The 26696-nt window shown below is 73.3% G+C and carries 26 protein-coding genes; 19 read left to right on the top strand and 7 right to left on the bottom strand.

The annotated features are described in order from the left end of the window. Positions 1 to 18: 18 nt before the first annotated feature. Entirely contained in the window at positions 19 to 459 is a 441-nt protein-coding gene (gene dtd / locus ACFY2K_RS37495; RefSeq protein ID WP_375888765.1) for a D-aminoacyl-tRNA deacylase, read from the bottom strand. Positions 460 to 941: 482 nt separating this feature from the next. Here dtd and ACFY2K_RS37490 point away from each other — a divergent pair, with 482 nt between their 5' ends. From ACFY2K_RS37490 to ACFY2K_RS37480, 3 genes are all read left to right on the top strand, one after another. Then, positions 942 to 1559 carry an ABC transporter substrate-binding protein gene (locus tag ACFY2K_RS37490; RefSeq protein WP_375888762.1) on the top strand — a complete coding sequence of 206 codons (618 nt, stop codon included), beginning with the start codon at positions 942 to 944 and terminating at the stop codon, positions 1557 to 1559. Between the two features lie 74 nt (positions 1560 to 1633). Continuing rightward, positions 1634 to 2593, top strand: coding sequence for an asparaginase (locus tag ACFY2K_RS37485; RefSeq protein ID WP_387717149.1), 960 nt, complete (start codon positions 1634 to 1636; stop codon positions 2591 to 2593). A 292-nt stretch (positions 2594 to 2885) separates the two neighbouring features. Then, positions 2886 to 3095, top strand: coding sequence for a dodecin (locus ACFY2K_RS37480; RefSeq protein WP_375888757.1), 210 nt, complete (start codon positions 2886 to 2888; stop codon positions 3093 to 3095). A gap of 112 nt (positions 3096 to 3207) precedes the next feature. Here the strand turns inward: ACFY2K_RS37480 and ACFY2K_RS37475 are convergent, their stop codons facing one another. After that, a complete protein-coding gene (locus ACFY2K_RS37475) occupies positions 3208 to 3699 on the bottom strand; it encodes an inorganic diphosphatase (RefSeq protein WP_350517236.1) in 492 nt (163 codons plus the stop codon). Between the two features lie 256 nt (positions 3700 to 3955). Here ACFY2K_RS37475 and dacB point away from each other — a divergent pair, with 256 nt between their 5' ends. The 6 genes from dacB to folE all read left to right on the top strand — a co-directional run bounded on the left by dacB (position 3956) and on the right by folE (position 11677). Then, entirely contained in the window at positions 3956 to 5239 is a 1284-nt protein-coding gene (gene dacB, locus ACFY2K_RS37470; protein ID WP_380642499.1) for a D-alanyl-D-alanine carboxypeptidase/D-alanyl-D-alanine-endopeptidase, read from the top strand. A 194-nt stretch (positions 5240 to 5433) separates the two neighbouring features. After that, on the top strand, positions 5434 to 6618 hold the full coding sequence (locus ACFY2K_RS37465) for a zinc-dependent metalloprotease (RefSeq protein WP_387717146.1): 1185 nt from the start codon (positions 5434 to 5436) through the stop codon (positions 6616 to 6618). A gap of 312 nt (positions 6619 to 6930) precedes the next feature. After that, entirely contained in the window at positions 6931 to 8058 is a 1128-nt protein-coding gene (tilS, locus tag ACFY2K_RS37460; RefSeq protein ID WP_375888749.1) for a tRNA lysidine(34) synthetase TilS, read from the top strand. Positions 8059 to 8128: 70 nt separating this feature from the next. Next, positions 8129 to 8683, top strand: coding sequence for a hypoxanthine phosphoribosyltransferase (hpt, locus tag ACFY2K_RS37455; protein WP_363441651.1), 555 nt, complete (start codon positions 8129 to 8131; stop codon positions 8681 to 8683). Positions 8684 to 8910: 227 nt separating this feature from the next. Beyond that, entirely contained in the window at positions 8911 to 10965 is a 2055-nt protein-coding gene (ftsH, locus tag ACFY2K_RS37450) for an ATP-dependent zinc metalloprotease FtsH (RefSeq protein ID WP_375888747.1), read from the top strand. A gap of 106 nt (positions 10966 to 11071) precedes the next feature. Then, positions 11072 to 11677, top strand: coding sequence for a GTP cyclohydrolase I FolE (gene folE / locus ACFY2K_RS37445; RefSeq protein WP_350509225.1), 606 nt, complete (start codon positions 11072 to 11074; stop codon positions 11675 to 11677). Positions 11678 to 11724: 47 nt separating this feature from the next. Here the strand turns inward: folE and ACFY2K_RS37440 are convergent, their stop codons facing one another. Then, entirely contained in the window at positions 11725 to 12513 is a 789-nt protein-coding gene (locus tag ACFY2K_RS37440) for a ferritin-like domain-containing protein (RefSeq protein ID WP_380525367.1), read from the bottom strand. 116 nt (positions 12514 to 12629) lie between these two features. Continuing rightward, a complete protein-coding gene (locus tag ACFY2K_RS37435) occupies positions 12630 to 13784 on the bottom strand; it encodes an alpha/beta hydrolase (protein ID WP_375888743.1) in 1155 nt (384 codons plus the stop codon). Between the two features lie 379 nt (positions 13785 to 14163). Between ACFY2K_RS37435 and ACFY2K_RS37430 the strand changes: the two genes are divergently transcribed. The 7 genes from ACFY2K_RS37430 to ACFY2K_RS37400 all read left to right on the top strand — a co-directional run bounded on the left by ACFY2K_RS37430 (position 14164) and on the right by ACFY2K_RS37400 (position 20783). After that, positions 14164 to 16005 carry a phosphatidylglycerol lysyltransferase domain-containing protein gene (locus ACFY2K_RS37430; RefSeq protein WP_380525366.1) on the top strand — a complete coding sequence of 614 codons (1842 nt, stop codon included), beginning with the start codon at positions 14164 to 14166 and terminating at the stop codon, positions 16003 to 16005. 68 nt (positions 16006 to 16073) lie between these two features. Continuing rightward, positions 16074 to 16961, top strand: a complete 888-nt coding sequence (folP, locus tag ACFY2K_RS37425; RefSeq protein ID WP_375888738.1) for a dihydropteroate synthase — start codon at positions 16074 to 16076, stop codon at positions 16959 to 16961. A 28-nt stretch (positions 16962 to 16989) separates the two neighbouring features. Beyond that, positions 16990 to 17469: a nuclear transport factor 2 family protein gene (locus ACFY2K_RS37420; protein ID WP_188309659.1), complete on the top strand. Its 480-nt coding sequence runs from the start codon at positions 16990 to 16992 to the stop codon at positions 17467 to 17469. 248 nt (positions 17470 to 17717) lie between these two features. Then, a complete protein-coding gene (gene folB / locus ACFY2K_RS37415; RefSeq protein ID WP_030288941.1) occupies positions 17718 to 18077 on the top strand; it encodes a dihydroneopterin aldolase in 360 nt (119 codons plus the stop codon). A gap of 43 nt (positions 18078 to 18120) precedes the next feature. Next, positions 18121 to 18720, top strand: coding sequence for a 2-amino-4-hydroxy-6-hydroxymethyldihydropteridine diphosphokinase (gene folK, locus ACFY2K_RS37410; protein ID WP_375888736.1), 600 nt, complete (start codon positions 18121 to 18123; stop codon positions 18718 to 18720). 190 nt (positions 18721 to 18910) lie between these two features. Further along, positions 18911 to 19399 (top strand): DUF3180 domain-containing protein, encoded by a 489-nt coding sequence (locus ACFY2K_RS37405; RefSeq protein ID WP_375888734.1) that lies wholly within the window; start codon positions 18911 to 18913, stop codon positions 19397 to 19399. 154 nt (positions 19400 to 19553) lie between these two features. Beyond that, entirely contained in the window at positions 19554 to 20783 is a 1230-nt protein-coding gene (locus ACFY2K_RS37400) for a hypothetical protein (protein WP_387717141.1), read from the top strand. Between the two features lie 100 nt (positions 20784 to 20883). Here the strand turns inward: ACFY2K_RS37400 and ACFY2K_RS37395 are convergent, their stop codons facing one another. Together ACFY2K_RS37395 and ACFY2K_RS37390 are read right to left on the bottom strand one after the other, a co-directional pair. Continuing rightward, positions 20884 to 21459, bottom strand: coding sequence for a TerD family protein (locus ACFY2K_RS37395; protein WP_375888729.1), 576 nt, complete (start codon positions 21457 to 21459; stop codon positions 20884 to 20886). 145 nt (positions 21460 to 21604) lie between these two features. Further along, positions 21605 to 22102: a hypothetical protein gene (locus tag ACFY2K_RS37390; protein WP_375888726.1), complete on the bottom strand. Its 498-nt coding sequence runs from the start codon at positions 22100 to 22102 to the stop codon at positions 21605 to 21607. 68 nt (positions 22103 to 22170) lie between these two features. On the opposite strand from ACFY2K_RS37390, the gene arfB reads away from it, so the two are divergent. Continuing rightward, positions 22171 to 22602: an alternative ribosome rescue aminoacyl-tRNA hydrolase ArfB gene (arfB, locus tag ACFY2K_RS37385; RefSeq protein ID WP_375888725.1), complete on the top strand. Its 432-nt coding sequence runs from the start codon at positions 22171 to 22173 to the stop codon at positions 22600 to 22602. A gap of 36 nt (positions 22603 to 22638) precedes the next feature. Here the strand turns inward: arfB and ACFY2K_RS37380 are convergent, their stop codons facing one another. Beyond that, positions 22639 to 23166, bottom strand: coding sequence for a flavin reductase family protein (locus tag ACFY2K_RS37380; protein WP_387717138.1), 528 nt, complete (start codon positions 23164 to 23166; stop codon positions 22639 to 22641). 368 nt (positions 23167 to 23534) lie between these two features. Here ACFY2K_RS37380 and ACFY2K_RS37375 point away from each other — a divergent pair, with 368 nt between their 5' ends. Both ACFY2K_RS37375 and ACFY2K_RS37370 read left to right on the top strand, forming a co-directional pair. Beyond that, on the top strand, positions 23535 to 25331 hold the full coding sequence (locus tag ACFY2K_RS37375) for a diguanylate cyclase domain-containing protein (protein ID WP_375888720.1): 1797 nt from the start codon (positions 23535 to 23537) through the stop codon (positions 25329 to 25331). A gap of 198 nt (positions 25332 to 25529) precedes the next feature. Then, complete coding sequence (locus ACFY2K_RS37370) at positions 25530 to 26516, top strand: carbohydrate-binding protein (protein WP_375888717.1); 987 nt, start codon at positions 25530 to 25532, stop codon at positions 26514 to 26516. The last annotated feature ends 180 nt before the right edge of the window (positions 26517 to 26696 follow it).

Raw genomic sequence — 26696 nt, 5'->3', positions numbered from 1 at the left:
CTCGGGCGCTCCGGGGCCTCAGACCTCGACGAGGACGGTGAACGGGCCGTCGTTCACCAGCGCCACCTGCATGTCGGCGCCGAACCGGCCCGTCTCCACCTTGGCGCCCAGCGCGCGCAGTTGGGCCACCACCTCGTCCACCAGCGGCTCGGCGACCGGCCCGGGGGCGGCGGCGGTCCAGGTGGGCCGGCGGCCCTTGCGGGCGTCGCCGTAGAGGGTGAACTGGCTGATCACCAGCAGCGGGCCGCCGATGTCCGAGCAACTCTGCTCCACGCCCTCGCCGTCGACCGGCAGGATCCGCAGCGTCCAGAGTTTGCGGGCCAGTTGGGCCGCCTTGGCCGGGGTGTCCTCGTGGGTCACGCCGACCAGGACGCAGAGCCCGGGCCCCTCGATCGCGCCGACGGTCTCTCCGGCCACGGTCACCCGGGCCTCGGTCACTCGCTGCACCACTGCTCGCATGCCGCCATTGTGCCGGAGCACCGGGGCGCCCCGTGGGGTCCCGGGGGAATCCGGGGGCGTGCACCCGGGGCGCGCACAAGGGTGGCGCACGCCGTGCAGCGCGCGCCTGCGCAGGTTCGGGCGCTGCTCCTGCTGCGGAAAGGCCCGGTCATATCAGCCACCCCCGTTCGCCAGGGGGCCGTTCGGGTGCACGGGCGGTGCGCGCGCGCCGGGTGGGGTGGCACGCTGGGGGACCGCACGAAGGCCCGGCGCGCCTGGAGGTCCGCCGCACCGGGCCGGGTTCGGCCGGGCGGTCGAGCCGGTAGGTCAGGCGTTCTGTCGGGGTCGCCCCGGCGGGTGGTCTCGGCCGGGGAGTGGAACCCTTCGGGGCCCCCGGGCGTGCCAACGGACGGGACGCACGAGCCCGTCGGGGGACGGGCCGGGCCGGCGGCAGGGACGGGGTGCCGCGAGCGGGCGGGATCGGACGACGGCAGGTGGGCTGGATGATGGACGCGAGCAGCGCGGCGTGGAGCCGTTCCGGACCGGTGGCGCAGGCCGCCGGGGACCGGTCCTGGACGGCCGTCCGGGACGGCGAGCCGGACCTGGAGGCGCTGGGCCTGGACCAGCTGCGGATCCTGCGCCGGGAGACCCTGGCGCAGGAGGCCGACCTGTCCTACCTGCGGCGGCTGCTGCACGGGCGGATGGACATCCTGCGCGCCGAGCTCGACCGGCGCCCCGGCGGCGGCCCCGCCCACCCGTCCCCGGCGGCCGGCGAGGAGCCCGGCGGCGACCTGCTGGACCGGCTGCCGGCCATCCTGACCGACGCGCCCTCCACGGTGCGGCGCTCGGCCCGGCACGTCACCCTCGGCCCGCCGCGCACCCAGGAGTCCCAGCTGGAGGCGGACGCGCTGATGGGCGACGTCCAGCTCGCCGACCTGGCGGCCCACCCGGCGGAGGAGCTGCTGGCCGCCCTGGAGCGGCTGCGCGCCCACGAGCGCGAGGTGTCCGGCCGCCGCCAGCGGTTGCTGCGGACGGCGGACGGTTGCAACGCCGAGATCACCCGCAGGTACCGTGATGGGGAAGCACGGGTCGACGACCTGCTCTCGGAGAGGCCGCTCTAGACCGGGTGAGTCGTCGCGGGGTGGGTGGGGTCCGGCTTCCTCCCGGCCCACCCTCGCCCCCGGAAGGCTCCGCGATGTCCCAGTCCGCCACCCCGCCCGTGCTCGCCGAGGTCATACGCTCGGGCTTCACCGAGGGCCGGCACCACGGCTCCCTGGTCCTGCTGGCCGCCGACGGTTCGGTGGAGTTCGCACTCGGCGACCCCGACGCGCCGGTCTTCCCCCGCTCGACGGCCAAGCCGTTCCAGGCGATGGCGACCCTGCGGGCCGGGCTGGCGATCGAGGGCGAGCTGCTGGCCCTGGCGGCCTCCAGCCATTCCGCGGAATCGTTTCACCTCGACGGCGTACGGGCCATCCTGAGCTCCGCCGGCCTCGACGAGTCCGCCCTGCGCACCCCGGCCGACCTGCCCCTGGACGAGACCGAGGCGGAGCTGCTGCTCGCCGCCGGCGGACGGCGCGCCCCGATCCTGATGGACTGCTCCGGCAAGCACGCCGGCTGGCTGGCCGCGTGCGTCGCCAACGGCTGGGACACCGAGACGTACCTCGACCCGGCGCACCCGATCCAGGAGCTGGCCCGCGAGGCCCTCGCCGAGGGCACCGGCGAGACCCCGGCGCACACCGGGGTGGACGGCTGCGGCGCCCCGCTGCTCGCCGTCACGCTGACCGGCCTGGCCCGCGGCTACCGCCGCCTGGTGCTGGCCGGGGAGGGCACCGCGCAGCGGCGGGTGGCCGACGCGATGCGCGCCCACCCCGAGTACGTGGCCGGCACCCGCCGGCCCGACACCCTGCTGATGCGGTCCGTTCCGGGCGCGCTCTCCAAGATGGGCGCCGAGGCCGTCCAGGTGGTCGCGCTGGCGGACGGCCGGGCCCTCGCCTTCAAGATCGACGACGGCTCCGAGCGGGCCCGCGGCCCGGTGCTGGCGGCGGCGCTGCGCCGGCTCGGGGTGACCGGCGCGGACGACGCGGTCGAGCGGATCGGCGCGGCCCCGCTGTTCGGCGGCGGCGCCCCGGTCGGCGAGGTCCGCGCGGCCTTCTAGGGCGTGTCTGACCATTCGCGTCGGATCAGCGCGCGGCGTTGGGGTGCGTGCATCGCAAGGCGGAGGAGGGAGCCCAATGCAGCGCATTGGCGACCGACGACAACGCGGCGAGGTGCGTGCCCCGGCGTCGCACGCCCGGCGGGAATTGTCAGACACGCCCTGGGAAGCGCCTCGGCGGCTCCGGCTTCCGGCCGGCTTCCGGCCGGCCTTCGGTCGGCCGTCGTCGGGGTGCGGGCGGGGCGGGGGCGGTGCACGGTGGACGGGGGCCGTCGCACAGCTGAGGGAGTCCGCCATGACCGACCACGTGTACCGGGTGACCGAGATCGTCGGGTCCTCGACCGAGAGCGTCGCCTCGGCCATCCGCAACGGGGTGGAGCGGGCCTCCCGGACGCTGCGCAACCTCGACTGGTTCGAAGTCACGGAGATCCGCGGCCACATCGAGGAGGGCCAGGTGAAGCACTACCAGGTCGGGTTGAAGGTCGGCTTCCGGCTGGAGGACTGAGCCTCCCCGAACGTCTCCTCGAACGCCTCCCGGAACGGCAGGGGCCGGGGCCCGCGGATCGGTCCGCGGGCCCCGGCCCCCTGGCTGTCCCGACCTAGATCGGAACGACGGATCAGTGGCCGCCCTGCTCCGCGAGACGCTTGACCGAAGCGGTGACCTCGGCCTCGGCCTCGACACGGCCGACCCAGTTGGCGCCCTCGACCGACTTGCCCGGCTCCAGGTCCTTGTAGACCTCGAAGAAGTGCTGGATCTCCAGGCGGTCGAACTCCGACACGTGGTGGATGTCGCGCAGGTGCTCCCAGCGCGGGTCGGTGGCCGGGACGCACAGCAGCTTGTCGTCGCCGCCGGCCTCGTCGGTCATGTGGAACATGCCGATGGCACGGCACTTGATGAGGCAGCCGGGGAAGGTCGGCTCGTCCAGGATGACCAGGGCGTCCAGCGGGTCGCCGTCCTCGCCGAGCGTGCCCTCGACGTAGCCGTAGTCGGCCGGGTAACGGGTCGACGTGAAGAGCATCCGGTCGAGCCGCAGACGGCCGGTCTCGTGGTCGACCTCGTACTTGTTACGAGAGCCCTTCGGGATTTCGATAAGGACGTCGAATTCCAACGGTTCCTCCAAGGTAGGGACTGACAGAATCCAAGTGTCTCCTACGGGAGTGAGTGCTGGGGAAAGGGGCCGGTCGGTGGGAGCTGGGGCGGGGGCGGCGCGGCGCCGCGGGGGGACGGCCGCGGGGCTGTGCGGAGCGGCCCTTCTGGTCGCCGGGGCGGTGCTGGGCGGGGGCGGTGCGTACGCGCAGCCGTCCCCCTCGCCGGGCGGTGGCGATGGTGCCGGCGGTGTCAGCGGTACGCCGGTCGCGCGCCCGGTGCCCGCCGCGGGCGCCGTGCTGGCCGTCGCCGGGGACGGCCCGGAGGCCGCCGTCCCCACCGCGCAGGGCCTCCAGCAGGCGCTGGCCCCCGCACTCGCCGACAGGAGCCTGGGCACCGTGACCCTCGCCGTCGCGGACGCCGCCGGCGGGCAACTCCTGTACGGCTCCGACGAGAACACCCCGGTCACCCCGGCCTCCACCACCAAGCTGGCCACCTCGGTCGCGGCCCTGTCGCTGATCCCCGCCGACACCCGGCTCACCACCCGGGTGGTCCGCGGCGCGGACCCGGGCAGCATCACCCTGGTCGGCGGCGGGGACCCGACGCTCACCGCGCTGCCCGCCGACCAGGTGCAGGTCGGCGGCCGGCCCGTCGACGCCGACACCGCGCCCGCCTCGCTGGAGGAGCTCGCCCGACAGACCGCCACCGCCCTCAAGGCGGCCGGGACCACGACGGTCCGGCTGGGCTACGACCTGTCGCTGTACCCCGACAGCACCCAGCAGCGGAAGCCCGACAACGAGAACCTCGCCCTGGTCGTCCCGCTGATGGCGGACGAGGCCAAGGTCGACCCGAAGAGCAAGGACGAGGCCCCGCTCCGGGTCGCCGACCCGGCGGGCGCGGCCGCCACGGCCTTCGCCACGATGCTCGCCGCCCAGGGCGTCACCGTCGAGGGCAGGGCCAAGCCGGCCGCCTCCCCGGCCGCCGCGGACGCCCCCGTCCTCGGCAAGGTCGACTCACCGACCGTCGCCCGGCTGGTCGAGCGCCTGCTCACCACCTCGGACAACCAGCTCGCCGAGGCGATCGCCCGTCAGGTCGCCCTCGCCGGGCACCAGCCGGCCGGCTACGAGGGCGCGGCGACCGCCGTCGTCAAGGAACTCGGCAGGCTCGGCGTGCCGATGACCGGCGTGGTCCTCAACGACGGCAGCGGCCTGAACACGGACAACCGGATCCCGCCCGCCGTCCTGGTCCGGATCCTCGCGTTGGCCTCCTCCGACCAGCACCCCGCGCTGCGCCCGGTCCTCACCGGCCTCCCGGTGGCCGGTTTCACCGGCACCCTGGCCAAGCGCTACGGCTCGGGCTCCGGCGCCGCCGACGCGGCCGGCCTGATCCGCGCCAAGACCGGCAGCCTCAGCGGGGTCAACACCCTCGCGGGCACCGTGGTGGACGCCGACGGCCGCCTGCTGGCCTTCGCCGTGATGACCCGCACCACCGCGCCGGCGGACACCGCCCGCGCCGCGATGGACCGGATCGCCGCCCGCCTCGCCTCCTGCGGCTGCCACTGACCGACCCCGGTTCCGTTCCCCCCGTCCGCCGCCCGGCCGACCGCCCGGCGGAGGTCGGCCGGAGGGGCGGCCGGGGCGGCGCCCGCCGGGCCGTAGGGGGCCCGTGGAGGGCGGGTTCGAGCGGGCCCGGAGGCGGGCAGGGTGTTCGTGGCGGGTGGCTGCCGTTGATGGTGGGGAGCACGTACGGTGAGGGCATGACGAGCGCGAGCGGCGGGGCTGACATGGTCGACTGGAATCTCGCGGTCGCTACTGCGACCAGGTTGGTGCGGCCGGGGCCGGAGGTGAGCCGGGCCGAGGCGGCGGCGGTCGTCGCCGAGCTGCGCCGGCACGCGCTGGAGGCCGAGGAGCACGTGCGGGTGTTCACCGGGATGCGGTCGAGCAGTCTGGCCGCGGCCGCCGCGACGCCGGTGCTGGTGGTGGACCGCCCGGGCTGGGTCCGGGCGAACGTGGCGGGCTTCCGCACGGTGGTCCAGCCGCTGGTGGAGAAGCTCCAGGCGCGGCGGGCCACCGGCGCGGCGGCGGGCGTCTTCGGGGCGGTGGGGGAGAAGGCCACCGGGATCGAGGTCGGCGCGCTGCTGGCGTTCCTGTCCACCAAGGTGCTGGGCCAGTACGAGACCTTCGCCCCGGCCGGGCCCTCGCTGGAGGCGCCGGACAGCCCGGCGGCGCTGTTCGACAAGCCGCGGCTGGGCCCGGAGGGCCCGGGGCCGGGCCGGCTGCTGCTGGTGGCGCCGAACATCGTGCACGTCGAGCGCGAGCTGGACGTCGACCCGTCCGACTTCCGGCTCTGGGTCTGCCTGCACGAGGAGACCCACCGCACCCAGTTCACCGCGGTGCCGTGGCTGCGCGACCACATCCAGTCCGAGGTGCAGTCCTTCCTGGCCGAGACGGACGTGGACCCGGGCGCGCTGCTGGAGCGGCTGCGCGACGCGGCGGGCTCGCTCGGCGCGGGCCTGCCGGGCACCGGCGCCCGGGAGGGCCGGGACAGCGCCTCCGGCGGGAACCTGCTGGAGATCGTCCAGTCGCCCGCGCAGCGCGAGATCCTCGGCCGGCTGACGGCGGTGATGTCGCTGCTGGAGGGTCACGCGGACGTGGTGATGGACGGCGTCGGCCCGGCCGTGGTGCCGACGGTGGCGGAGATCCGGGAGAAGTTCCAGCAGCGCCGTGACCGGGGGGCGAACCGGCTGGACCTGATGCTGCGCCGGCTGCTGGGCATGGACGCCAAGCTGCGGCAGTACCAGGACGGCGCGGTGTTCGTCCGGGCGGTGGTGGAGCAGGTCGGCATGGAGGGCTTCAACCGGGTGTGGACGTCCCCGAACACCCTGCCGACCAAGGACGAGATCCACGACCCGGCCGCCTGGGTCGCCCGGGTCGGCCGCTGAGGCCCTCGGGGAGGCCCTCGGGAGGCCCTCGGGAGGCCCCGATCGGGCATTCCCGGAGTACCGGGAGACCGCCGTCGGTCGGCGGCGGTCAAACCCGCTCGTACGAGTGGTCCAATCGGGCAGATGATGGGTGAAGATACGTTTCTCCATTCACCCGTACGTGGGACGGTGGTCGTACCGGTGGCGCGGGTGGCGTAGCGGCCCGCCACTTTCTGCCACCATCTGTGAGCGCCCGGTAACGCGGCGCTATCCTGGTGCGCGGTTCCGGCCGCCCGCCGCAGCCCTGTCCCCTCCGTCGAGGAGTCGTCCGCCGTGGGCCCTCACCCCGCCGTCGCCGCGATACGCCTGGCCGTTCGCCGTACGCTCACCGACCTCGCCGCCGAGGCCGGTACCACCTTCACCGCGCCCGTGCGCGAACCCCGCGGGCGCCCCGCCGGGGCGCCGCTGGTCGGTGCCGCCGTCGGCACCACCCTGATCGGCAACGCCGCCCGCCACCCCTCCGGGCTGCCGCGCACCCCGGCCGCCCCCGGCTCGCCGCTGGTCCTGGTCGCCGTCAGCGGCGGCGCGGACTCGATGGCGCTGGCCATCGCTACCGCCTTCGAGGCCCCCAAGATCGGTCTGCGGGTCGGCGCCGTCACCGTCGACCACGGCCTCCAGGACGGCTCCGCCGACCGCGCCGCCCAGGTCGCCGAGCGCCTGCGCTCGCTGGGCCTGGACCCGGTCGAGGCCGTCCCGGTGCGGGTCGGCCGGGCCGGCGGCCCCGAGGCCGCCGCCCGGGACGCCCGCTACGCCGCCCTGGACGAGGCCGCCGAGCGCCACGGCGCGATCGCGGTGCTGCTCGGCCACACCCGGGACGACCAGGCCGAGACCGTGCTGCTGGGCCTGGCCCGCGGCTCCGGCTCCCGCTCGTTGGCCGGGATGCCGGCCCAGAAGGGCCGCTACCGCCGCCCGCTGCTGGAGCTGGACCGGGCGGCCACCCTGCAGGCCTGCTCCGCCCAGGCGATCCCGGTCTGGGACGACCCGCACAACTGTGATCCCGCCTACACCCGCTCCCGGGTCCGCCACGAGGTGCTGCCGGTGCTGGAGAAGCACCTCGGCGGCGGCGTGGTCGAGGCGCTGGCCCGCACCGCCCGGCTGTTCCGGGACGACGCCGACGCCCTCGACCAGTGGGCCTCGCTGGCCGAGCGCGACCTCCGTACGGGCGAAGGCACCCTGGACGCCGTGAAACTGGCCGAACTGCCGCCCGCCGTCCGGCGCCGGGTGCTGCGGCGGGCGGCGCTGCGGGCGGGCTGTCCGGCCGGGGACCTCTTCGCCCGGCACCTGGAGACGGTGGACCTGCTGGTCACCGGATGGCGCGGCCAGGGGCCGCTGCACCTACCCGGGGGCGTCGAGGCCACCCGTAGGTGTGGCACGCTGGTCTTTCGGCGGCAGGGCGACTGAGGGCGAGGCACGTCCCGGGGGAGCCGGCCGCCGGCCACACAGACCCCGAACGTTTGAGGACGTATCCCCGGTGGACCAGAACGACATGGGCGCTGACCTCGCGAAGGTGCTCATCAGCAAGGACGAGATCGACGCCAAGCTCCAGGAGCTGGCCGAGCGAATCGACCGGGACTACGCAGGCAAGGACCTGCTGATCGTCGGCGTCCTCAAGGGGGCCGTCATGGTGATGGCCGATCTGGCCCGGACCCTGCACTCGCAGGTCACGATGGACTGGATGGCCGTCTCCTCGTACGGCATGGGGACCAAGTCCTCCGGTGTGGTGCGCATCCTGAAGGACCTGGACACCGACATCGCCGGTCGGGACGTCCTGATCGTCGAGGACATCATCGACTCCGGTCTGACGCTGTCCTGGCTGCTGGGCAACCTGGGCTCGCGCGGCCCGGCCTCGCTGGAGGTCTGCACCCTGCTGCGCAAGCCGGACGCGGCCAAGGTCGAGATCGACGTGAAGTACGTCGGCTTCGACATTCCCAACGAGTTCGTGGTCGGCTACGGCCTGGACTACGCGGAGAAGCTGCGTAACCTCCCCTTCATCGGGACCCTCGCCCCGCACGTCTACGGCGGTTGAGGGCTCCGTTCGGGCTATGGGCGGGAACAGAGGGTTGTTCCCGCCCGTTGGACCGGGGGACAAAGAAGCTGAGCCGTGTCGCCGTGCTCCCGCCATGGGTGGGTGCGACTGCGGTACGGTCCAATAAACCGCTCTTCACATGAGCATCGATTCGGATTGCGCCGCGGCCCAAAGCCTCCCGGCGCCGCTGAGTGGCAGGAGGGACGGGGCGGCAACGCTCCGCATGGATGGACGTCAAGCGATACTTCCGTGCGCCGATCATGTGGATCGTGCTGGCTGTCCTCGCCGTCATCGTACTGATGCAGGTCGTTTCGGACTCGAACGGCTACAAGACGGTGGACACCGGGCAGGTCGTCGCAGCGATCGATGCGCACAACGTCAAGTCGGCGCAGATCACCACCGGTGACTCGAACACGATCAAGATCCAGTTGAAGGACGGCGCCACGCTGTCCAACGCCGGTACGGGCAAGGTCCCGTCCGGCAACAAGTTCCAGGCCTCGTACATCGGTGACCAGGGTGTGGCGATCGCCGACAAGCTGCAGGCCCAGATCAACGACAAGGACCCGAACACCCTCGCCGAGGGCTACACGGTCAGTCCCGAGAAGCAGAGCACCTTCGTCAGCCTGCTGCTGTCGATGCTGCCGATCGTGATCATCGTCCTGGTCTTCCTGTTCCTGATGAACCAGATGCAGGGCGGCGGCTCGCGCGTCATGCAGTTCGGCAAGTCCAAGGCCAAGCTGCTCACCAAGGACACCCCGAAGACCACCTTCTCGGACGTCGCGGGTGCCGACGAGGCGGTCGAGGAGCTCCACGAGATCAAGGAGTTCCTCCAGGAGCCGGCCAAGTTCCAGGCCGTCGGCGCCAAGATCCCCAAGGGTGTGCTGCTCTACGGCCCGCCCGGGACCGGCAAGACCCTGCTGGCGCGTGCCGTCGCGGGCGAGGCCGGGGTGCCGTTCTACTCGATCTCCGGCTCCGACTTCGTCGAGATGTTCGTGGGTGTCGGCGCCAGCCGCGTCCGCGACCTCTTCGAGCAGGCCAAGGCGAACGCTCCGGCGATCATCTTCGTCGACGAGATCGACGCCGTCGGCCGGCACCGCGGTGCGGGTCTCGGCGGCGGCCACGACGAGCGCGAGCAGACCCTCAACCAGCTGCTGGTCGAGATGGACGGCTTCGACGTCAAGGGCGGCGTGATCCTGATCGCGGCGACCAACCGCCCCGACATCCTGGACCCGGCGCTGCTGCGCCCGGGCCGCTTCGACCGGCAGATCGCGGTCGAGCGTCCCGACCTCCAGGGCCGTCTGGACATCCTCAAGGTGCACCAGAAGGGCAAGCCGATCGCGCCCGACGTCGACATGTCGGCCGTCGCCAAGCGCACCCCCGGCTTCACCGGCGCCGACCTCTCGAACGTGCTCAACGAGGCCGCGCTGCTGACCGCCCGCTCGGACAAGAAGCTGATCGACAACGGCATCCTGGACGAGGCGATCGACCGCGTCGTGGCCGGTCCGCAGAAGCGCACGCGGATCATGTCCGACAAGGAGAAGAAGATCACCGCGTACCACGAGGGCGGTCACGCCCTGGTCGCGGCGGCCTGCCAGTACAGCGACCCGGTGCACAAGATCACGATCCTGTCCCGCGGTCGGGCCCTCGGCTACACCATGGTGCTGCCGGAGGAGGACAAGTACTCCACCACCCGCAACGAGATGCTCGACCAGCTGGCCTACATGCTGGGCGGGCGCGCGGCGGAGGAGCTGGTCTTCCACGACCCGACCACCGGTGCCTCGAACGACATCGAGAAGGCCACCGCCACGGCGCGGGCCATGGTCACCCAGTACGGCATGACCGAGCGCCTGGGCGCGATCAAGTTCGGCAACGACGCTTCGGAGCCCTTCCTCGGCCGTGAGATGGGCCACCAGCGCGACTACTCGGAAGAGGTCGCCGGGCTGGTCGACGAAGAGGTCAAGAAGCTCATCGAGAGCGCGCACAACGAGGCCTGGGAGATCCTGGTCGAGAACCGCGACGTGCTCGACAACCTGGTTCTGGAGCTCCTGGAGAAGGAGACCCTGAACAAGGAGCAGATCGCCGAGATCTTCGCCCCGATCGTCAAGCGCCCGGCCCGGCCGGCCTGGACGGGCTCCGCCCGTCGCACGCCGTCCACCCGGCCGCCGGTGCAGTCGCCGAAGGAGCTGGCGCTCACCAACGGCGCCGCCGCCTCCGACACCGCTCCGGTCGACATCGTGAAGCTCCCGCCGCTGCCGGCGGCCGAGCCGCCGACCGAGGGCTGAGCCGCACTCCGGTAGGAATGGATGCCGCGTCACCAGGGTTTGTACCCTGGAGGCGCGGCATCCGTGCTGTTCAGCCAGAGTCTTCCCACGAGTAAGCGAGGCCCGCATGATCGACCCGGTGACGCTCGACGGTCCGCCCGCCGTCGGTGCCTTCGACCAGAAGCGGGCCGAGAACGCCATCCGTGAGCTGTTGCTCGCGGTCGGGGAGGATCCCGACCGCGAGGGCCTGCTGGAGACGCCGGCCCGGGTCGCGCGGGCCTACAAGGAGATATTCGCGGGCCTGTGGCAGGAGCCCGAGGACGTCCTGACCACCACCTTCGACCTCGGCCACGACGAGATGGTGCTGGTCAAGGACATCGAGCTGACCTCGGTCTGCGAGCACCACCTGGTGCCGTTCCGCGGCGTCGCGCACGTCGGGTACATCCCGTCCCCCAGCGGCAAGATCACCGGGCTGTCCAAGCTGGCCCGGCTGGTCGACGTCTACGCCCGCCGGCCGCAGGTGCAGGAGCGGCTGACCAGCCAGGTGGCCGACGCGCTGATGCGGATCCTGGAGCCGCGCGGGGCGATCGTCGTGGTCGAGTGCGAGCACATGTGCATGTCGATGCGCGGCATCCGCAAGCCCGGCGCCAAGACCATCACCTCCTGCGTGCGCGGCCAGCTGCGCGACCCGGCCACCCGGGCCGAGGCGATGAGCCTCATCATCGGCAGGTAGCGGCAGGCAGTAGGGGCATCGGTCGCCAGGCGGCGACCGGTCCCGGCTCAGGGCACCTCGGGCTCCGCGTGCGGCGGGGCCGGGGTGCCCAGTGCGTTGCGGCGCTCCGGCATCCGCAGCGTGACCATCCGGCGCCAGCCGAAGGCCCGGTCGTACAGGTAGAGGGCGTGCACCCCGAGGGTGACCACGGCCAGCTGCCAGCGGGGCCAGCGCAGGATCCGCGCCATCCGGGCGGTGACGGCGAGGCCGACGTCCCGGTGGGTGCGGATCTCGCCGCGGGCGCAGGTCTCCAGGGTGTGCCGGACGTACGGTCCGTGGCCGTCGGCGACCAGCCGCAGCAGCTCCTCGTGGCAGTAGGCGAGGTGGTTGTCCTCGTCGGCGGAGATCATCCGCATCGCCCGGCCGAGGTCGGGGTTGTCCCCGTACACCTTGACCAGCTGGCGCATCTGCTCGGCGGCGCGCTGCTCGGTGACCCGGCTGTGCGCGAGGTAGGTGATGATCTCGCGGTCGGTCAGCGGGGCGTCGCCGAGCAGCCGCTCGTGGGACAGGCCGACGCCCTGGCGCTCCAGCAGCATGCAGTAGTCGGCCTCGTCCGGGACGGGCACCTTGGGCAGTCCGCGCTTGTTCAGCAGCTGGGTGAAGATCCGGCCGTGCTTGCGCTCGTCCGCGCCGTGCCGGGCGACCTTCGGGGCGAGCACCGGGTCCGGGGTGAGGGCGGTGATCCGCTCGTTCTCCCAGCCGCCCTGGTCCTCGCCGCCGGCCGCGATGCTGCAGAACAGCTGGTAGGCCTGGTCGTTCCGGTAGATCTCGTTGAAGAGCGATCTGGTGCTCAGCACGGCGCCTCCTGCGCGGATCCGGGGCGGCGCCCGCCGGTGGTCGGGCGGGCGGCCGCGATACGTCCCCCCGAACCGCCGGCCGGCCGGGCCGACCGGCGGGTAATCACCCGCACGCCTCAGCCGAGGTGGGAGCCCAGCCACTCCAGCGAGGCCGGCAGCTCCCGCGTCCAGCTGTCGAAGTTGTGGCCGCCGTCGTCCAGGTACAGCGACTCCACCTTGAACTGCGGATTGGCCGCCGCGACCTGGGTGGCCTGGTCGACGAACTGGACGGTCTGCGGGTAGTCCGACTCCTTGCGGGTGGAGACCACCAGCAGGTTGAGCGGCGGGGCCGGGAGGTTCTGCAGCCGCCAGCCGAGGTCGTGCTGCTGGGTCAGGGCCTTGTCGCCGTTGAAGAGGTCGCCGCCGGTGTACTGGTCCTGGCGCACCGCGAAGTCGCCGTGCAGGCCCGCGGCGCTGCCGTAGACGTTCGGGAAGCGCATCGACAGCCGCATCGCGCAGCTGCCGCCGGTGGAGTAGCCGAACAGGCCCCAGGAGGCGGCCGAGCGGCCGAGCCGGTACGCGCTCTGCAGGGCCTCGGGCACGTCCTTGACGAACCAGGTCTCGCTGCGCGGCCCGCCGGGGACGTCCACGCACTCGGTGTCCCGGGCCGGGACCACCGACGGGCGGGCCAGCACCAGGACGGTCGGCGGCATCTTGCCGGAGCGCTGCAGCTCCACCGCGGTCTGCACCAGCGGCAGCTCCTTGAGCAGGTTCAGGGTGGTGCCCGGGAAGCCGGCCAGGGCCACCACGGCGGGGAAGCGGACCAGGGCGAACTTCGGGTCGAAGTACTCGGGCGGCAGGTAGACGAACATCTGGTCGGAGAAACCGGTCTCCTTGCCGTTGACCCGGACCGACTCGATCTTCCCGACCTCCTCCGGCGGGCCCTTGGGGAGGTTGGGGGCGCTCTCCATGCCGCCCTCGTTGGTCGGCCGGACCAGCTGGTCGGAGACCGGGGTGCCGCCCTTGTGGTTCTCGTTGCCGGCCAGCGCGAGCTTGGCGCCGCCGGGGCTGAGCAGGTCGTCCCAGGAGGTGTAGAAGCCGAAGGAGTTGTTCACCGACAGCGCCAGCACCGCGAGGATCGAAACCTGAACGACGGTCAGCAGCCCGATCCTGCCGAGCACCGGGAGCGGGCGCTGCCGGGCCAGCCGGGGCCAGATCCACAAAGTGGTGAGCAGGGCCGCGGCCCCGAGTGCGAGCAGCGCGTTCACCAGCACGTTGCTGGTCAGTTCCATGCCGTCGGCCTTCCGGTGGGACACTGTCGATGCAGGCTTCATCGTCTGGCGGGCCGTCAGGCCGGGCCACCGCAGCTAGGCTGTCCGGACGTCCCGGCTGGGTCGGGAGGGTGGGGGGAGGTCCGGGGCAACCGGCGCCCTAGAATGCGGCGTCCACCGTACGTACGACGTACCGGAGGGCCCTGCCCCGCCACGCGGCGGCGGACCCACGGCTCCCACCCCCGGCTCAACCCGCAGCGCGCCCACGGCACCGGATTACCGTCCGTTTCCGGATCCTTGGTATGCGCATTGCCCGATGAAGGAATACGCATGAAGGTCCATCACACGTGCTCCCCCGGAGTGAACGGACACCGCCCCGCAGCCTCTACGCTGAGCTTCCATGAGCGTTCCCGTGTCCGTTGAGCCGAGCCCCGAGCAGCCGCCGCGCCGTCGGCGCGGCCTGCAGACGCTGCGCAACCAGGCGGCCGCCGTCCCGAGGGCCTGGCTCCCCGGTGCCGTCGGCTACGCCTGTCTGCTGATCGGGCTGGTGGACATCGCCAGCGCGGTGTTCCCCAAGCTCCGGCACACCAAGATGCACACCTTCGCCGGGCAGCTGCCGGGCGGCACCACCAGCCTGGCCGCGGTCGGCACGCTGATGGTCGGCATCCTGCTGGTGCCGCTGGCGCACGCGCTGCGCCGGCGCAAGCGGCGGGCCTGGCGGGCGGTCTGCGTGCTGCTGCCGCTCAGCGCCTCGCTGCACATCGTGCGCTGGCACCAGATCGGCCCGGCGGTCGTCTCGCTGGTGGTCCTCGCCGTGATGCTGGTGCACCAGCGCGAGTTCTACGCCAAGGCCGACCCGCGCACCCGCTGGGGCGCGGTGGTCAACCTGGTCGTCATGGGCGTCCTCAGCGTGCTGCTCGGCCTGCTGATCGTGAGCACCCGCACCAAGTACGAGGTCGGGCACCCCGCCCTGCTGGAGCGGCTGCAGCACGTCGGGTACGGGCTGTTCGGCTTCGAGGGCCCGGTCCGCTACAACAACGCGCGGATGTCCGACCTGGTCGCCTACCTGCTCGGCGGCCTCGGCCTGCTGACCGCCTTCACCACCGCCTACCTGGCGCTGCGCCCGGGCAAGCCCAAGCCGGAGCTCACCGCCGAGGACGAGGAGAAGGTCCGCGAGCTGCTCAAGCGGCACGGCGAGCGCGACTCGCTCGGCTACTTCGCGCTGCGCCGCGACAAGAGCGTGCTGTTCTCGCCCACCGGCAAGGCCGCGATCTCCTACCGGGTGGTCTCCGGCGTGATGCTCGCCTCCGGGGACCCGGTCGGCGACGTGGAGGCCTGGCCGGGCGCGATCAAGGTGTTCATGGCCGAGGCCCGCGAGCACGCCTGGGTGCCGGCCGTGATGGGCTGCAGCGAGGTCGGCGGCGAGGTCTGGACCCGCGAGGCGGGCCTGGACGCGCTGGAGCTGGGCGACGAGGCGATCGTCGACACCGCGACCTTCTCGCTCGCCGGCCGGGCCATGCGCAACGTCCGCCAGATGGTCAAGCGGATCGAGCGCAACGGCTACTCCTGCAAGGTGCGCCGGGTCTCCGACCTCACCGTCGAGGAGAAGTACCGGATCGCCGACGCCGCCGCCCGCTGGCGCGGCACCGACACCGAGCGCGGCTTCTCGATGGCCCTGGGGCGCTTCGGCGACCCGCTGGACGACGACTGCGTGGTGGTCACCGCCCACAAGGCCCCCGAGGAGGGCGAGAGCGGCGACGACCTCAAGGCCGTGCTGCACTTCGTGCCCTGGGGGCCGGACGGCATCTCGCTGGAGCTGATGCGCCGCGACCGCGCCGCCGACCCGGGCCTGAACGAGCTGCTGATCGTCGCCGCCCTCCAGGAGGTGGGTGCCCTGGGCATCCGCCGGGTGTCGCTCAACTTCGCGATGTTCCGCTCCGCGCTCGCCCGCGGCGAGCGGATCGGCGCGGGCCCGGTGCTGCGCGCCTGGCGCGGACTGCTGGTGTTCCTGTCGCGCTGGTTCCAGATCGAGTCGCTGTACAAGTTCAACGCCAAGTTCCAGCCCGAGTGGGAGCCGCGCTTCCTGGTCTTCCCGAGCACCCGGGACCTGCCGCGGATCGGCTTCGCCGCGATGCAGGCGGAGGCCTTCATCACCCTCGGGATGCCGCGCTTCGGCCGCAAGCGCCAGCGCGAGGGCCTGATGCCCGTCCCGTCGACCCGCGAGGTCGGCGAGGCGGCCTGAGGCCGGCCCGCACCCTTCGGGGCCCCCGCCGGGAACCACCGGCGGGGGCCCCGTTCGATAATGGGGGCATGAGCAATGGGCCCACCAGCGATATGCCGTCCTTCTCGTTGCCGGCCGGACTGCCGCGGCTCGACCGCTGCGCCGTGATGGGCGTGGTCAACGTCACGCCCGACTCCTTCTCGGACGGCGGGCTCTGGTTCGACGCCGCCAAGGCGATCGCGCACGGGCTGGCCCTGCGGGCCCGCGGCGCGGACCTGGTGGACGTCGGCGGCGAGTCCACCCGGCCGGGCACCCAGCGGGTGCCCGAGGACGAGGAGCTGCGCCGGGTGCTGCCGGTGGTGCGCGAGCTGGCCGCCGCCGGGGTGGTGGTGTCGGTCGACACCATGCGGGCCTCGGTCGCCGAGCGGGCCGTGGAGGCCGGTGCCGCGATCGTCAACGACGTCTCCGGCGGGCTCGCCGACCCGGCGATGGCCCGGGTGGTCGCCGAGACCGGCGCGCCCTTCGTGGTCATGCACTGGCGCGGGCAGTCCGCCGACATGGAGCGGCTGGCCGTCTACCGGGACGTCGTGCGGGACGTGGTCGGGGAACTGACCGGGCGGATGGACGCGCTGCTGGCTGCCGGGGTCAAGGAGGACCAGCTGGTCCTCGACCCGGGGCTGGGCTTCGCCAAGACCGCCGAGCACAACTGGGCGCTGCTCGGCCGGCTGGACGCGCTGACCGCGCTCGGCCGTCCCGTCCTCGTCGCGGCTTCGCGCAAGCGGTTCCTGGGTACGCTGCTCGCCGACCCGGAAACCGGGGAACTGCGCCCGGCCCGCGAGCGGGACGACGCGACCGCCGCGGTGTCGGTGCTGTCGGCCCGGGCCGGCGCCTGGGCGGTCCGGGTGCACGACGTGTCCGGTACGGCGGACGCCGTCCGCGTGGTCGCGGCCTGGCAGCGCGCGGCGCGGCTGGGGTGAGGGAGGGTCTGTGACAGGTGACGGCAGGGTGAGCGGCGGGACGGCCGGGAAGGCCCGGGAGGTGGACCTGGAGGCGGTGCTCGCGGCGAACCGGGCGTTCTACGAGGCGCTGGAGCGGGGGGACGTCGAGGCGGTCGAGGAGGCCTGGCTGGGGCCCGAGCACGCCGACGACAAGGGCGGCGTGGTCTGCGTCCACCCCGGCTGGCCGGTGCTGCGCGGGCGGGCGCAGGTGACCCGCTCGTACATGCTGATCATGATGAACACGGAGTACATCCAGTTCTTCCTGACCGATGTCGAGGCCGAGGTGCACGGGGATGTGGCCCTTGTCACGTGCACCGAGAACATCCTCTCCGGGGGCGAGGCCGAGGAGGAGGGGGAACTCGGGCCGCTGGTCGGCGGAAAGGTCGTGTCGAGCAATCTGTTCCGTCGCACCCCGGCCGGGTGGAAGCTCTGGTCGCACCACGGTTCACCCGTTCTGACCAGCGGTGACGAGGACGACGAGGACTGATTCCGGGGGTCGCGGGAATTCGGTGCCGGGCGGTCGCCGGGGAATTTCCGGGTGGTCACCGAACGTTCACGTCAATCGCCATTTCGGTGCGCGTGGCGACGGTTCGTGCCGGGTAGGACGGTCAGGCGTTGTCCGCGCTCGCGGGTAGATTCGAAACGGAGTGGCGGGCGTGATGCCCGTCTTCGCCCTGCCCGTCCATGCCTTCCCCCAGGGCGGGGCCCGTCCGACTGGGAGCAGTGATTCGTTTGCTGGACCGCGTCACCCTGCGGGGGCTGCGAGCCCGGGGCCACCACGGCGTCTTCGAGCGCGAGCGCGTCGAGGGCCAGACCTTCGTGGTCGATCTCGTGCTGTACCTGGACACCCGCCCCGCCGCGTCCGGAGACGACCTCACCCGCACGGCGCACTACGGCATCGTGGCCGAGGAGGTCACCGCGATCATCGCCGGCGAGCCGGTCGACCTGATCGAGACCCTGGCGCAGCGGATCGCCGACCAGTGCCTCAAGCACGACGCGGTCGAGGAGGTCGAGGTCACCGTGCACAAGCCGGACGCCCCGATCACCGTGCCGTTCGACGACGTGACCGTGACCATCCACCGGGGCCGCGCATGACCCCCACCGCGCGCCTGGTTTCCGATGCAGAGGGATTTCTTCGATGAACAGCAGTGACCCGATCGCCGAGCCGAACGCGTTCGACCTGGAGAGCCGGGTGGACTCCGCCGACACCACGCTGCACAGCCAGCGGTGTGCGGTGATCGCGCTCGGCAGCAACCTGGGCAACCGGCTGGACACCCTCCAGGGTGCCGTCGACGCGCTCGCGGACACCCCCGGGCTGAGGATCAAGGCCGTTTCGGCGATCTACGAGACCGAGGCCGTCGGCGGCCCGGAGGAACAGCCCAACTACTACAACGCGGTCGTGGTGCTGCGCACCTCGCTGCCCCCGCGGGACCTGCTGGAGCGCGGCAACGCGATCGAGGACGCCTTCGGACGGGTCCGGGAGGTCCGCTGGGGCCCGCGCACCCTGGACGTCGACATCCTGGCCTACGAGGGCGTGGTCAGCGAGGACCCGCAGCTGCTGCTGCCGCACCCGCGCTCGCACGAGCGTGCCTTCGTGCTCGCCCCCTGGCTGGACGCCCAGCCCGAGGCCGAGGTGCCGGGGCACGGGCTGGTCGGCGCGCTGCTGGAGGCGCTCGGCGGCCCGGACGCGCAGGGCGTGAAGCGCCGCGACGACATCCGGCTGACGCTGCCGGAGTAGCACCGCGCAGGACCCGGCCCCCGCGGCCGGGTCGGCCGGGGCCGCCGGATCGGCCGGGAACTCGGCGACCGGGCCCGGCCGTACGAGTAGATGTCCGCCCGTCCCGTCCCGGTACGGTGGCCTGACGCCGCCGCACCGGGCCACCGGGCGGGCGGTCGGCTCTGGCAACCCCGGGAAGGACCACCTCCGAGTGAAGCTGCTTCGCCTCCGTCTGCTGATCGGCATCACCGCCGCGACGACGGCGCTGTCCTGGGCCGGGTCCAAGCTGTGGGCGTCCCTGGACACGCTGCCGGCCGTACCGGCGGCGGCCCCGGTGGTGCTGGCGGCGGTGGCGGTGGTCCTGCTGGCGACCGCGCTCTCGCTGCGGGCCCGGTTGAAGGCGGTGCGCGAGCGGCAGCCCGGCGCGAAGGGGGTCGACCCGCTGCTGGCGGCCCGGGCGGTGGTGCTCGGCCAGGCCAGCGCGCTGGTCTCCGCGGTGGTCACCGGCATCTACGCCGGGGCCGGGATCTACCTGCTCGGCGAACTGGACGTGTCGGCGCGCAAGGACCAGGCGGTGACCGCCGGGCTCGCCGTGCTGGCGGGCGCCGCGGTGATCGCGGCGGCGCTCTGGCTGCAGCACGTGTGCAAGCTGCCGGAGGACCACGACGACCCGGGCGGTCCGGCGGCCTCGCACCGCTGACGGATCGGCCGGATCCGGTCGGACGGCGCTGAGCAGGCCCTTTTTCGTGATCTTGAGTGAAAAGCCGGGCACATGCGGTAAAAAATGCCCACTGTCAAGGGTGGAAGGGGACCCTGGGCTGACACGGCCCCAATTCGCACGCTAGTTTCTTGGCATGTCTCGCGGACGCCACCGTCATTCCTCCGTCCTCGGCCGGGTCTTTCCCCCCACCGCCGCCGGCGTGCTGCTGGTCGCCGCACTGGCCGCTCTGGTCTTCAGTCAGGACACCGTCCTGGTGCGCTCGGTGGGTGTCGCCGCACTGATCGCCACCCTCGGCTTCGCGGTGCTGCTGCGTCAGCGCGACAAGGCGGCCCGGGCGGCCGCCGAGATGTCCGCGGCGCAGCGGCTGCGGGCCGAGGAGCGCTTCGAGGAGCAGCTCGCCGAGGCCGAGTACGCGGCCGAGGTCGCCGAGGAGCGGGCCACCCGCTTCGGCCGGCGGCTGACGGCGGAGAAGTCGCGGCTGGCCAAGGCCGAGACCGAGATCGCCCGGCTGCTCCGGGAGCGGGCCGTGGCGGTCGCCGAGCAGGCGCTCAAGGAGGCCGAGGCGGCCCAGCGGGCGCTCGCCGCGAGCCGCCCCAAGTACCCGGCCAGTCCGGCCGCGTTCGTGCGCGCCGCGTCCGTGCTGCGGCTGCTGGAGCGGCGCGCCGCCGAGCAGGAGGCCGAGCGGGAGCGCACGGCGGGCGCGGAGGTCGCGCTGCGGGCGCGGACGGCTCCGGCCGCTCCGGCCGCTTCGTCGGTCCAGGCCGCGCCGTCCGCTCGGGCCGCTCAGGCCCGTCCGGCCGTGGAGGCCGCTCCGGTTCCGGGTGCGGTGTCCGTGCCCGCCCCGGTGGCGCCCTCGGTGCCGACCCCGGCGCAGGCGCCGGCCGGGCGGACCCCGGTGCAGCCCACGCCGCTGCGCCCGGCGCTGACCGCGACGGTCGGTCAGCTGGGCGGGGCGCCCGGCGCCCCGGCCGTCGGGTCGGCGCCCGCGCCGGCGGAGCGGCAACGGCCGCGTCCGGTCCAGTCCGGGCAGGTGCGCGGGCAGGGGTTCAGCTTCTTCGGCCGCGGCCAGGGCGCGGCGGTCCGGGCGGCCGTTCCGGCGCCGGCGGTGGGCAGCGTCGCCGAGCTGGGGGAGCGGGCGGACCTGGCGGACGTGGTGGGCGACGAGGCGGTCGCCGCGAAGGCGAAGGCCGAGGCGCAGGAGGCCCGGGAGGCTGTTCCAGAGGTGTCGGTCGAGCACCCGGAGCACCTGGCGCAGCCGGTGCGCGCCGGGGGCGCCGAGCCGGGCGGGGTGACCGTGGTGGACCTGACGCCCGAGGACGAGACCGAACTGATCGAGCTCCCGGAGCTGCGCGCCTCGCGCTGAGCGGCCCGCCGCCGAAGGACACCGACGCCGAAGGACACCGACGCCGAGGGGCGGGAAGTCGACCGACTTCCCGCCCCTCGGCGTTGCCGCCCCTGCTGCGTCAGATCTGGACGCCGAAGTCCTGGGCGATGCCGGCCAGGCCGGAGGCGTAGCCCTGGCCGACCGCGCGGAACTTCCACTCGCCGCCGTTGCGGTAGAGCTCGCCGAAGATCATCGCGGTCTCGGTGGCGGCGTCCTCGGAGAGGTCGTACCGGGCGATCTCGGCGCCGCCGGCCGCGTTCACCACGCGGATGTAGGCGTTCCGGACCTGGCCGAAGTTCTGGCCGCGGGCGGTGCCGTCGTAGATGGTGACCGGGAAGGTGATCTTGACGGCCTCGGCGGGCAGGCCGGCCAGGTTGACGTTGATCGACTCGTCGTCGCCCGCGCCCTCGCCGGTCCGGTTGTCGCCGGTGTGCACGACGGTGTTGTCCGGCGTGCTGGTGTTGTTGAAGAACACGAAGTGCGCGTTGGACAGCACCTTGCCGTCCGCGTTCAGGACGATCGCGCTGGCGTCGAGGTCGAATTCGGCGCCGGTGGTGGTGCGGGTGTCCCAGCCCAGGCCGATGCTGACCGCGGACAGGCCGGGGGCCTCCTTGGTCAGCGAGACGTTGCCACCCTTGGAGAGGCTCACTGGCATGGCGATTGCAGTCCCTTCGTTCGCTTTTCCCGGGACAACGCGGTACTCGGTCGCCTTGGTTCCGGGGAACCCGTGAATTCTTCGTGGGCGTCAAAGCCGGGCAAAGGACGGGCAAAGCCTTGGCAGGGTCGGTCGGGTCCGGATGTCAGACCCGGGGGAAGCGGCCCTGCAGCGTCCAGATGTTCGGGTTGTCGGCCAGGTCGGGGTGCATGTCGAACAGGTCGGCGAGGGTGTCCTGGAGGAAGTCCCGGGCCTCACGCCGCAGCTCGCTGTGCCGGACCACGGCCGGGGGCTCGTCGCGCAGCCAGGTCGCGGTGACCTCGACCCAGTTGAACCGGCGGGCGAAGCGCAGCAGCTCGGTGTTCTGGGTGAAGTCGAGGTCGGCGGTCTGCACCCGGGCGGCCCGGGAGCCGTCCGGGTCGCGGTCGAGCTGCTCGACGATGTCGCACAGCGCCCAGGCGAAGTCCAGCACCGGGACCCAGGCCCAGCGGGTGGAGAGTTCGGCGCCCTCGGCGTCCAGGTAGACGTCGCCGCAGAACAGGTCGTACCGCAGGGCGCGCACGGGGGCGGTGCGGTAGTCGGTCTGCGGGGGGTCGGGGAAGCGGTTGGAGAGGGAGTAGCCGAGCTCGATCACGTAGGCCATTGTCGGGGAGTGGGCGGGTAACCGATAACCGGGTGACCTCGGCGGGGGTCGCGCGGGATGATGGGCGCATGTCCGAGCCCATCCGCGTACGGGGGTCGGTGGTCGTCCCCGACGCCGAGCTCGTCTGGCGCTTCTCGCGTTCCTCCGGCCCCGGTGGCCAGCACGTCAACACCTCCGACTCCAAGGCGGAGCTGCGGTTCGACCTGGTCGCCTCGAAGGCGCTGCCCGAGGTGTGGCGCACGCGCGCCCTGGAGCGGCTGGCGCACCGCCTGGTGGACGGCCGGGTGCTGGTGATCCAGGCCTCGGAGTTCCGCTCGCAGTGGCGCAACCGGGAGGCGGCCGCGGTGCGGCTGGGGGTGGTGCTGAGCGAGGCGTGCGCGCCGCCGCCGAAGGCCCGCCGGGCGACCAGGCCGAGCCGGGGGATGGTGGAGCGGCGGCTGGAGAACAAGCGGCACCGTTCCGACCTCAAGCAGGGCCGGCGGTCGCCGCGCGGCGAGTAGGGCGGACCGCCGGGTGGTGCCGCCTGCCGAACCGTTTCAGCCCAGCGTGCGGTAGCCGCCGCGGAAGTAGAGCAGCGGGCGGCCGCCGGGGGTGGGGACCACGGCTTCCAGCACGCGGCCGATCAGCAGGGTGTGGTCGCCCGCGGGTATCCGCTGTTCGGTGCGGCACTCGACGGTGGCCAGCGCGCCCTCGATCAGCGGGGCCCCGGTGCGGGCGCCGCGGTGGTGCGGGGTGTCCGCGAACAGCAGCCGGTCGCTGAGCCGGCCCTTCATGGCGAAGCGGGAGCCGAGCGTCTTCTGCCCCTCGGTGAGCACCGAGACCGCCCAGGTGTCGTTCCGGGAGAGCACCTCGTCCATCCGGGAGTCCTCGCGGACCGAGACCAGCACCAGCGGCGGGTCCAGGGACACCGAGAGGAAGGACGTGGCGGTCATGCCGACGTCCTCGCCGTCCTCCTCGTCGTGGACGGTCACCAGGCTCACGCCGGCGGCGAGCTGGGAGAGGGCTGCCCGGAACTCGTCGGGCGTGGCGTGGGGGGCAGCTTCGGGCTGCGGGGACGGATACACGTACCGCACGGTAGTCGTCGCTCCCGGGTGACGGCATCGGGCCGTGGTCGTAGGACCACGGCCGGGGGGTGGTGCCCGCCGCGGGCCGCGGTCACTCCCAGGGGTGAAGCGCGGGTACCGGCGGGTGCAGTCCGCTTGAGTCCGCGGCCCCCGTGGTCGACCACCAGGAATGTTCCGATGGCGGTTTATGTCCCGCTATGGGGCGGATGAACTGATTAAGGGCGCATTAGTCTTGTGTGATTTAAGTCACAAGTGGTGGCCTATTGCTGACCGAGCGTGCCGAACGCTGTGCTCCCTGTGATTCAGTTCTTCTGGCAATCGGACGATAACCAATCAAGAACTATCCGAAGCAGCCGGGGAGCCCCCGCATGGAAGCCGAGTCGGAGCCGTACGTCCGTCTCGCGACCCTCCGCACCTTGCACCGGGTCGTGGCGGACCTCAACGCTGCCCGCAGCCTGGCGGGCACGCTGCAGGCCGTCGTCGAGGGCGCGGTGCACGGACTCGGCTTCGACGCCGCCGCGGTCAGCCTGGTCCGGCCGGACGGCGACCTGGTGGTGGCAGCAGTCTGGGAGCTGGAGGAGAGCCCGATGGGCGGGCCCTCGGTGCTGCTCGGCCAGGTCGGCTCGCGGGAGTCCTGGGACCGGCTGCTCGGGGTCAGCGACCACTGGGGCACCCTGCGCTTCCTGCCGTACGACCGCGGCTGGGCCGTCGCCAGCGACATCCCGCGCTGGATCGGCGACGGACCGCTGCCCGTCTACGCCAACGACTGGCACCCCGCCGACGGACTGCTCGCCCCGATGTACAGCGCGGGCGGGGACCTGCTCGGCGTGCTCTCGGTGGACCGCCCGCGCAGCGGCAAGCGGCCCGGGGCGTGGACCCGCGAGGCCCTGGAGATGTTCTCGCTGCAGGCCTCCATCGCGATCGGCAACGCCCGGCTGCGGGCCGAGATGCAGCGCGCGCTGGCCCGGCTGGAGAAGGAGCAGCAGGCCCTGCGGGCCAGCGAGGAGAGCTTCCGGCAGGCCTTCGAGTACGCGCCCAGCGGGATGGCCATCACCGAACTCCACGGCGCCGGGCGCGGCCAGCTGACCAGGGTCAACGACGCGCTCTGTCGACTGCTCGGCCGCCCCCGCGCGGTGCTGCGCCAGCAGAGCTTCGCCGACCTCGTGCACCCCGAGGACCGGGCCCTGTTGGAACGCACCAGCGCCGAGAGCGGCCGGGCGGAGCTGAGGCTGTCCCGGCGGGACGGCGGCTACCAGTGGGTCTGCCTGCGCAACTCGATCGTGGCGGACGCGGCCGAGGGCCCGAGCTTCCTGCTCACCCACGTCGAGGACATCGAGGACCGCAAGCGCCACGAACTCCAGCTCGCCCACCGGGCCAGCCACGACGCGCTCACCGGCCTGCCCAACGGCGCCGAGCTCAAGGCCCGGCTGGCCCGCCGGCTCTGCGCCGAGCCGCAGCCGGTCGGCGCCGCCGCCCCCGCGCTGACCGCCGAGGTCGGCTACCCGCAGCCGTACGCCTACCCGGCCGACACCTACAGCGCGCACGCGGCGTACGAGGGCCTGGAGGGCGTGGACCCTTACCCGGGGCCGGTGCACGGCTACGGCGCGCTGGAGGGCGGGCCGGCGCCCGGGCTCGGCGCGGGGTACGGGGAGCACGTGCACGCCGTGGTGCCGGCCGAGTACGGGCCGAGCGGCGAGGCCTGGTCGGTGCCGTTCCGCTCCGGCCCGGCGGCCCCGGCCGACAAGGGGCTCGCGGTACTCTTCTGCGACCTGGACGGCTTCAAGTCGATCAACGACCGGTTCGGCCACAACGCGGGCGACTCGGTGCTGGTCGAGGTCGCCCGGCGGCTGAGCGGGGCGGTCCGGGACGGCGACACGGTGGCCCGGCTGGGCGGCGACGAGTTCGTGGTGCTGGCCGACGGCATCGGCCGCGAGGAGGCCAAGGACCTGGCCCACCGGCTGCGCAACGCGATCATCCCGCCGATGCGGATCGACGGCCGGGCGATGCGGGTCGGGGTGAGCCTCGGAGTGGGCTGGGCCGGCTGCGGGATGAGCATCGAAGAGGTGCTGCACACCGCGGACGAGCGGATGTACGACGAGAAGCGGGCCCGGGGCGGGGCCGTGCGGGGCGCGCGCGGCGAGCGCTCGCACCGGCGCGCGGGCTGACGACGGGGCTCGCGGCGCCTGCTCAGCGGCCGGCGGGAGGGGGTGGGCGCCGGGCGCCCGGGAACGCGCAGGTTACCCACGGGTTGTCAAGGGTTCTTTTCCTGCTGTCAGGTACGGCAGGTAGGGTGCCCGGTACGACAGCGTCCATGATCTGCGCCGCCCGCGCGCGGCGCACACCGGATGGGGGAACAGACCACCGTGACGACCGCCGGCGACAACGGATTGCCCGAGGGCCAGGGGGGCGGTGCCCCACAGGACGACGACCCGTTCGGCTACCTCTACCGGCCGGCCGACGGCTCCACCGGGCAGCCGGCCGAGCCGCAGCAGGGGGTTCCCCGGACGTCGTACAGCCGCCCGATGGAGGTCGGCCGGGCGCAGTACGGTGCGCCGCGCGCCCAGCAGCCGCCGTACGGCCAGCCCGGTCCCGCGCAGCCGCCCTACGGCCAGCAGGGGATGCCCCCGCAGGGCCAGTACGGCCAGCCCGGTGTGCCGCCGCAGGCCGAGTACGGCGCGCCCGCCCAGCAGACCCGCTACGCCGAGCACTCCCGGCCGCAGCCGGGGGACGAGCGGCCGAGCAGCGGCCGGAGCAAGGGCGCCGTGATCGGTGCGGTCGCCGTGGTCGCGGCGATAGCGATCGGTGCCGGGATCGCGCTCTCCACCGGTGACCCGGACGCGGACAAGACCGCCAAGGGCGGCACCACCAGCGCCGCCCCGCCGGCGCCCAGCGGTGCCGCGACGCCGAGCGGGACCGGCTCGGCCTCGCCCTCGGCGAGCGCCACGGTCTCGGCCGGCCCGGCGACCGTGGACGCCGGCCAGTTGCAGGGGCAGAACGCGCCGTCCGGCAACAGCGTCAAGGGCGCCAAGTCCGCCGACGGCAGCTACCTGACGCTCCAGCAGGGCGGCACCGTCACCTGGAACGGCCAGATCGCCGCGGCCGGCACGTACAAGCTCACCGTGCACTACAACAACGCCGGCGGGGACGTGAAGGGCGCGGCCGCGGTCAACGGCAAGGACTGGCCGAACGGGCTGACGTACCGGAACTACTCGCCCGGCAAGGACCCGGCGTCGTCCTGGTACACCACCTGGATACTGCCGCAGTTCCAGGCCGGGGCGAACTCGGTCAGCTTCACGGTGCCCTCCGGGCCGATCCTGATCGACCAGATCACCGTCGAACCGAGCAGCTGAGGCCCGGTCGAGAACGCGGACGGCCGCCCTCCCCCGCCGGGGGAGGGCGGCCGTCGCCGTTGCTCAGGCCGACCTGACGGTGGGGAAGCGGTCGCCGCCGACGGCCCAGCGGCCGCGGCGCATCACGGCGACCAGGTCGTAGGTGTCGGAGTCGAGGACGACGAGGTCGGCGAGCTTGCC

Source organism: Kitasatospora sp. NPDC001309 (assembly GCF_042896295.1).
Lineage (GTDB): Bacteria > Actinomycetota > Actinomycetes > Streptomycetales > Streptomycetaceae > Kitasatospora.
Note: the sequence above shows the minus strand (reverse complement) of the source record. Positions and strands in the feature narration are given on the sequence as shown.

Excerpts from the sequence above, each read along its gene's own strand:
- dtd (WP_375888765.1), bottom strand. The coding sequence starts at position 459 with ATGCGAGCAGTGGTGCAGCGAGTGACCGAGGCCCGGGTGACCGTGGCC.
- ACFY2K_RS37490 (WP_375888762.1), top strand. The coding sequence starts at position 942 with ATGATGGACGCGAGCAGCGCGGCGTGGAGCCGTTCCGGACCGGTGGCG.
- ACFY2K_RS37485 (WP_387717149.1), top strand. The coding sequence starts at position 1,634 with ATGTCCCAGTCCGCCACCCCGCCCGTGCTCGCCGAGGTCATACGCTCG.
- ACFY2K_RS37480 (WP_375888757.1), top strand. The coding sequence starts at position 2,886 with ATGACCGACCACGTGTACCGGGTGACCGAGATCGTCGGGTCCTCGACC.
- ACFY2K_RS37465 (WP_387717146.1), top strand. The coding sequence starts at position 5,434 with ATGACGAGCGCGAGCGGCGGGGCTGACATGGTCGACTGGAATCTCGCG.
- ftsH (WP_375888747.1), top strand. The coding sequence starts at position 8,911 with ATGGACGTCAAGCGATACTTCCGTGCGCCGATCATGTGGATCGTGCTG.
- folE (WP_350509225.1), top strand. The coding sequence starts at position 11,072 with ATGATCGACCCGGTGACGCTCGACGGTCCGCCCGCCGTCGGTGCCTTC.
- ACFY2K_RS37435 (WP_375888743.1), bottom strand. The coding sequence starts at position 13,784 with ATGGAACTGACCAGCAACGTGCTGGTGAACGCGCTGCTCGCACTCGGG.
- ACFY2K_RS37430 (WP_380525366.1), top strand. The coding sequence starts at position 14,164 with ATGAGCGTTCCCGTGTCCGTTGAGCCGAGCCCCGAGCAGCCGCCGCGC.
- folP (WP_375888738.1), top strand. The coding sequence starts at position 16,074 with ATGAGCAATGGGCCCACCAGCGATATGCCGTCCTTCTCGTTGCCGGCC.
- folK (WP_375888736.1), top strand. The coding sequence starts at position 18,121 with ATGAACAGCAGTGACCCGATCGCCGAGCCGAACGCGTTCGACCTGGAG.
- ACFY2K_RS37400 (WP_387717141.1), top strand. The coding sequence starts at position 19,554 with ATGTCTCGCGGACGCCACCGTCATTCCTCCGTCCTCGGCCGGGTCTTT.
- ACFY2K_RS37395 (WP_375888729.1), bottom strand. The coding sequence starts at position 21,459 with ATGCCAGTGAGCCTCTCCAAGGGTGGCAACGTCTCGCTGACCAAGGAG.
- ACFY2K_RS37390 (WP_375888726.1), bottom strand. The coding sequence starts at position 22,102 with ATGGCCTACGTGATCGAGCTCGGCTACTCCCTCTCCAACCGCTTCCCC.
- arfB (WP_375888725.1), top strand. The coding sequence starts at position 22,171 with ATGTCCGAGCCCATCCGCGTACGGGGGTCGGTGGTCGTCCCCGACGCC.
- ACFY2K_RS37375 (WP_375888720.1), top strand. The coding sequence starts at position 23,535 with ATGGAAGCCGAGTCGGAGCCGTACGTCCGTCTCGCGACCCTCCGCACC.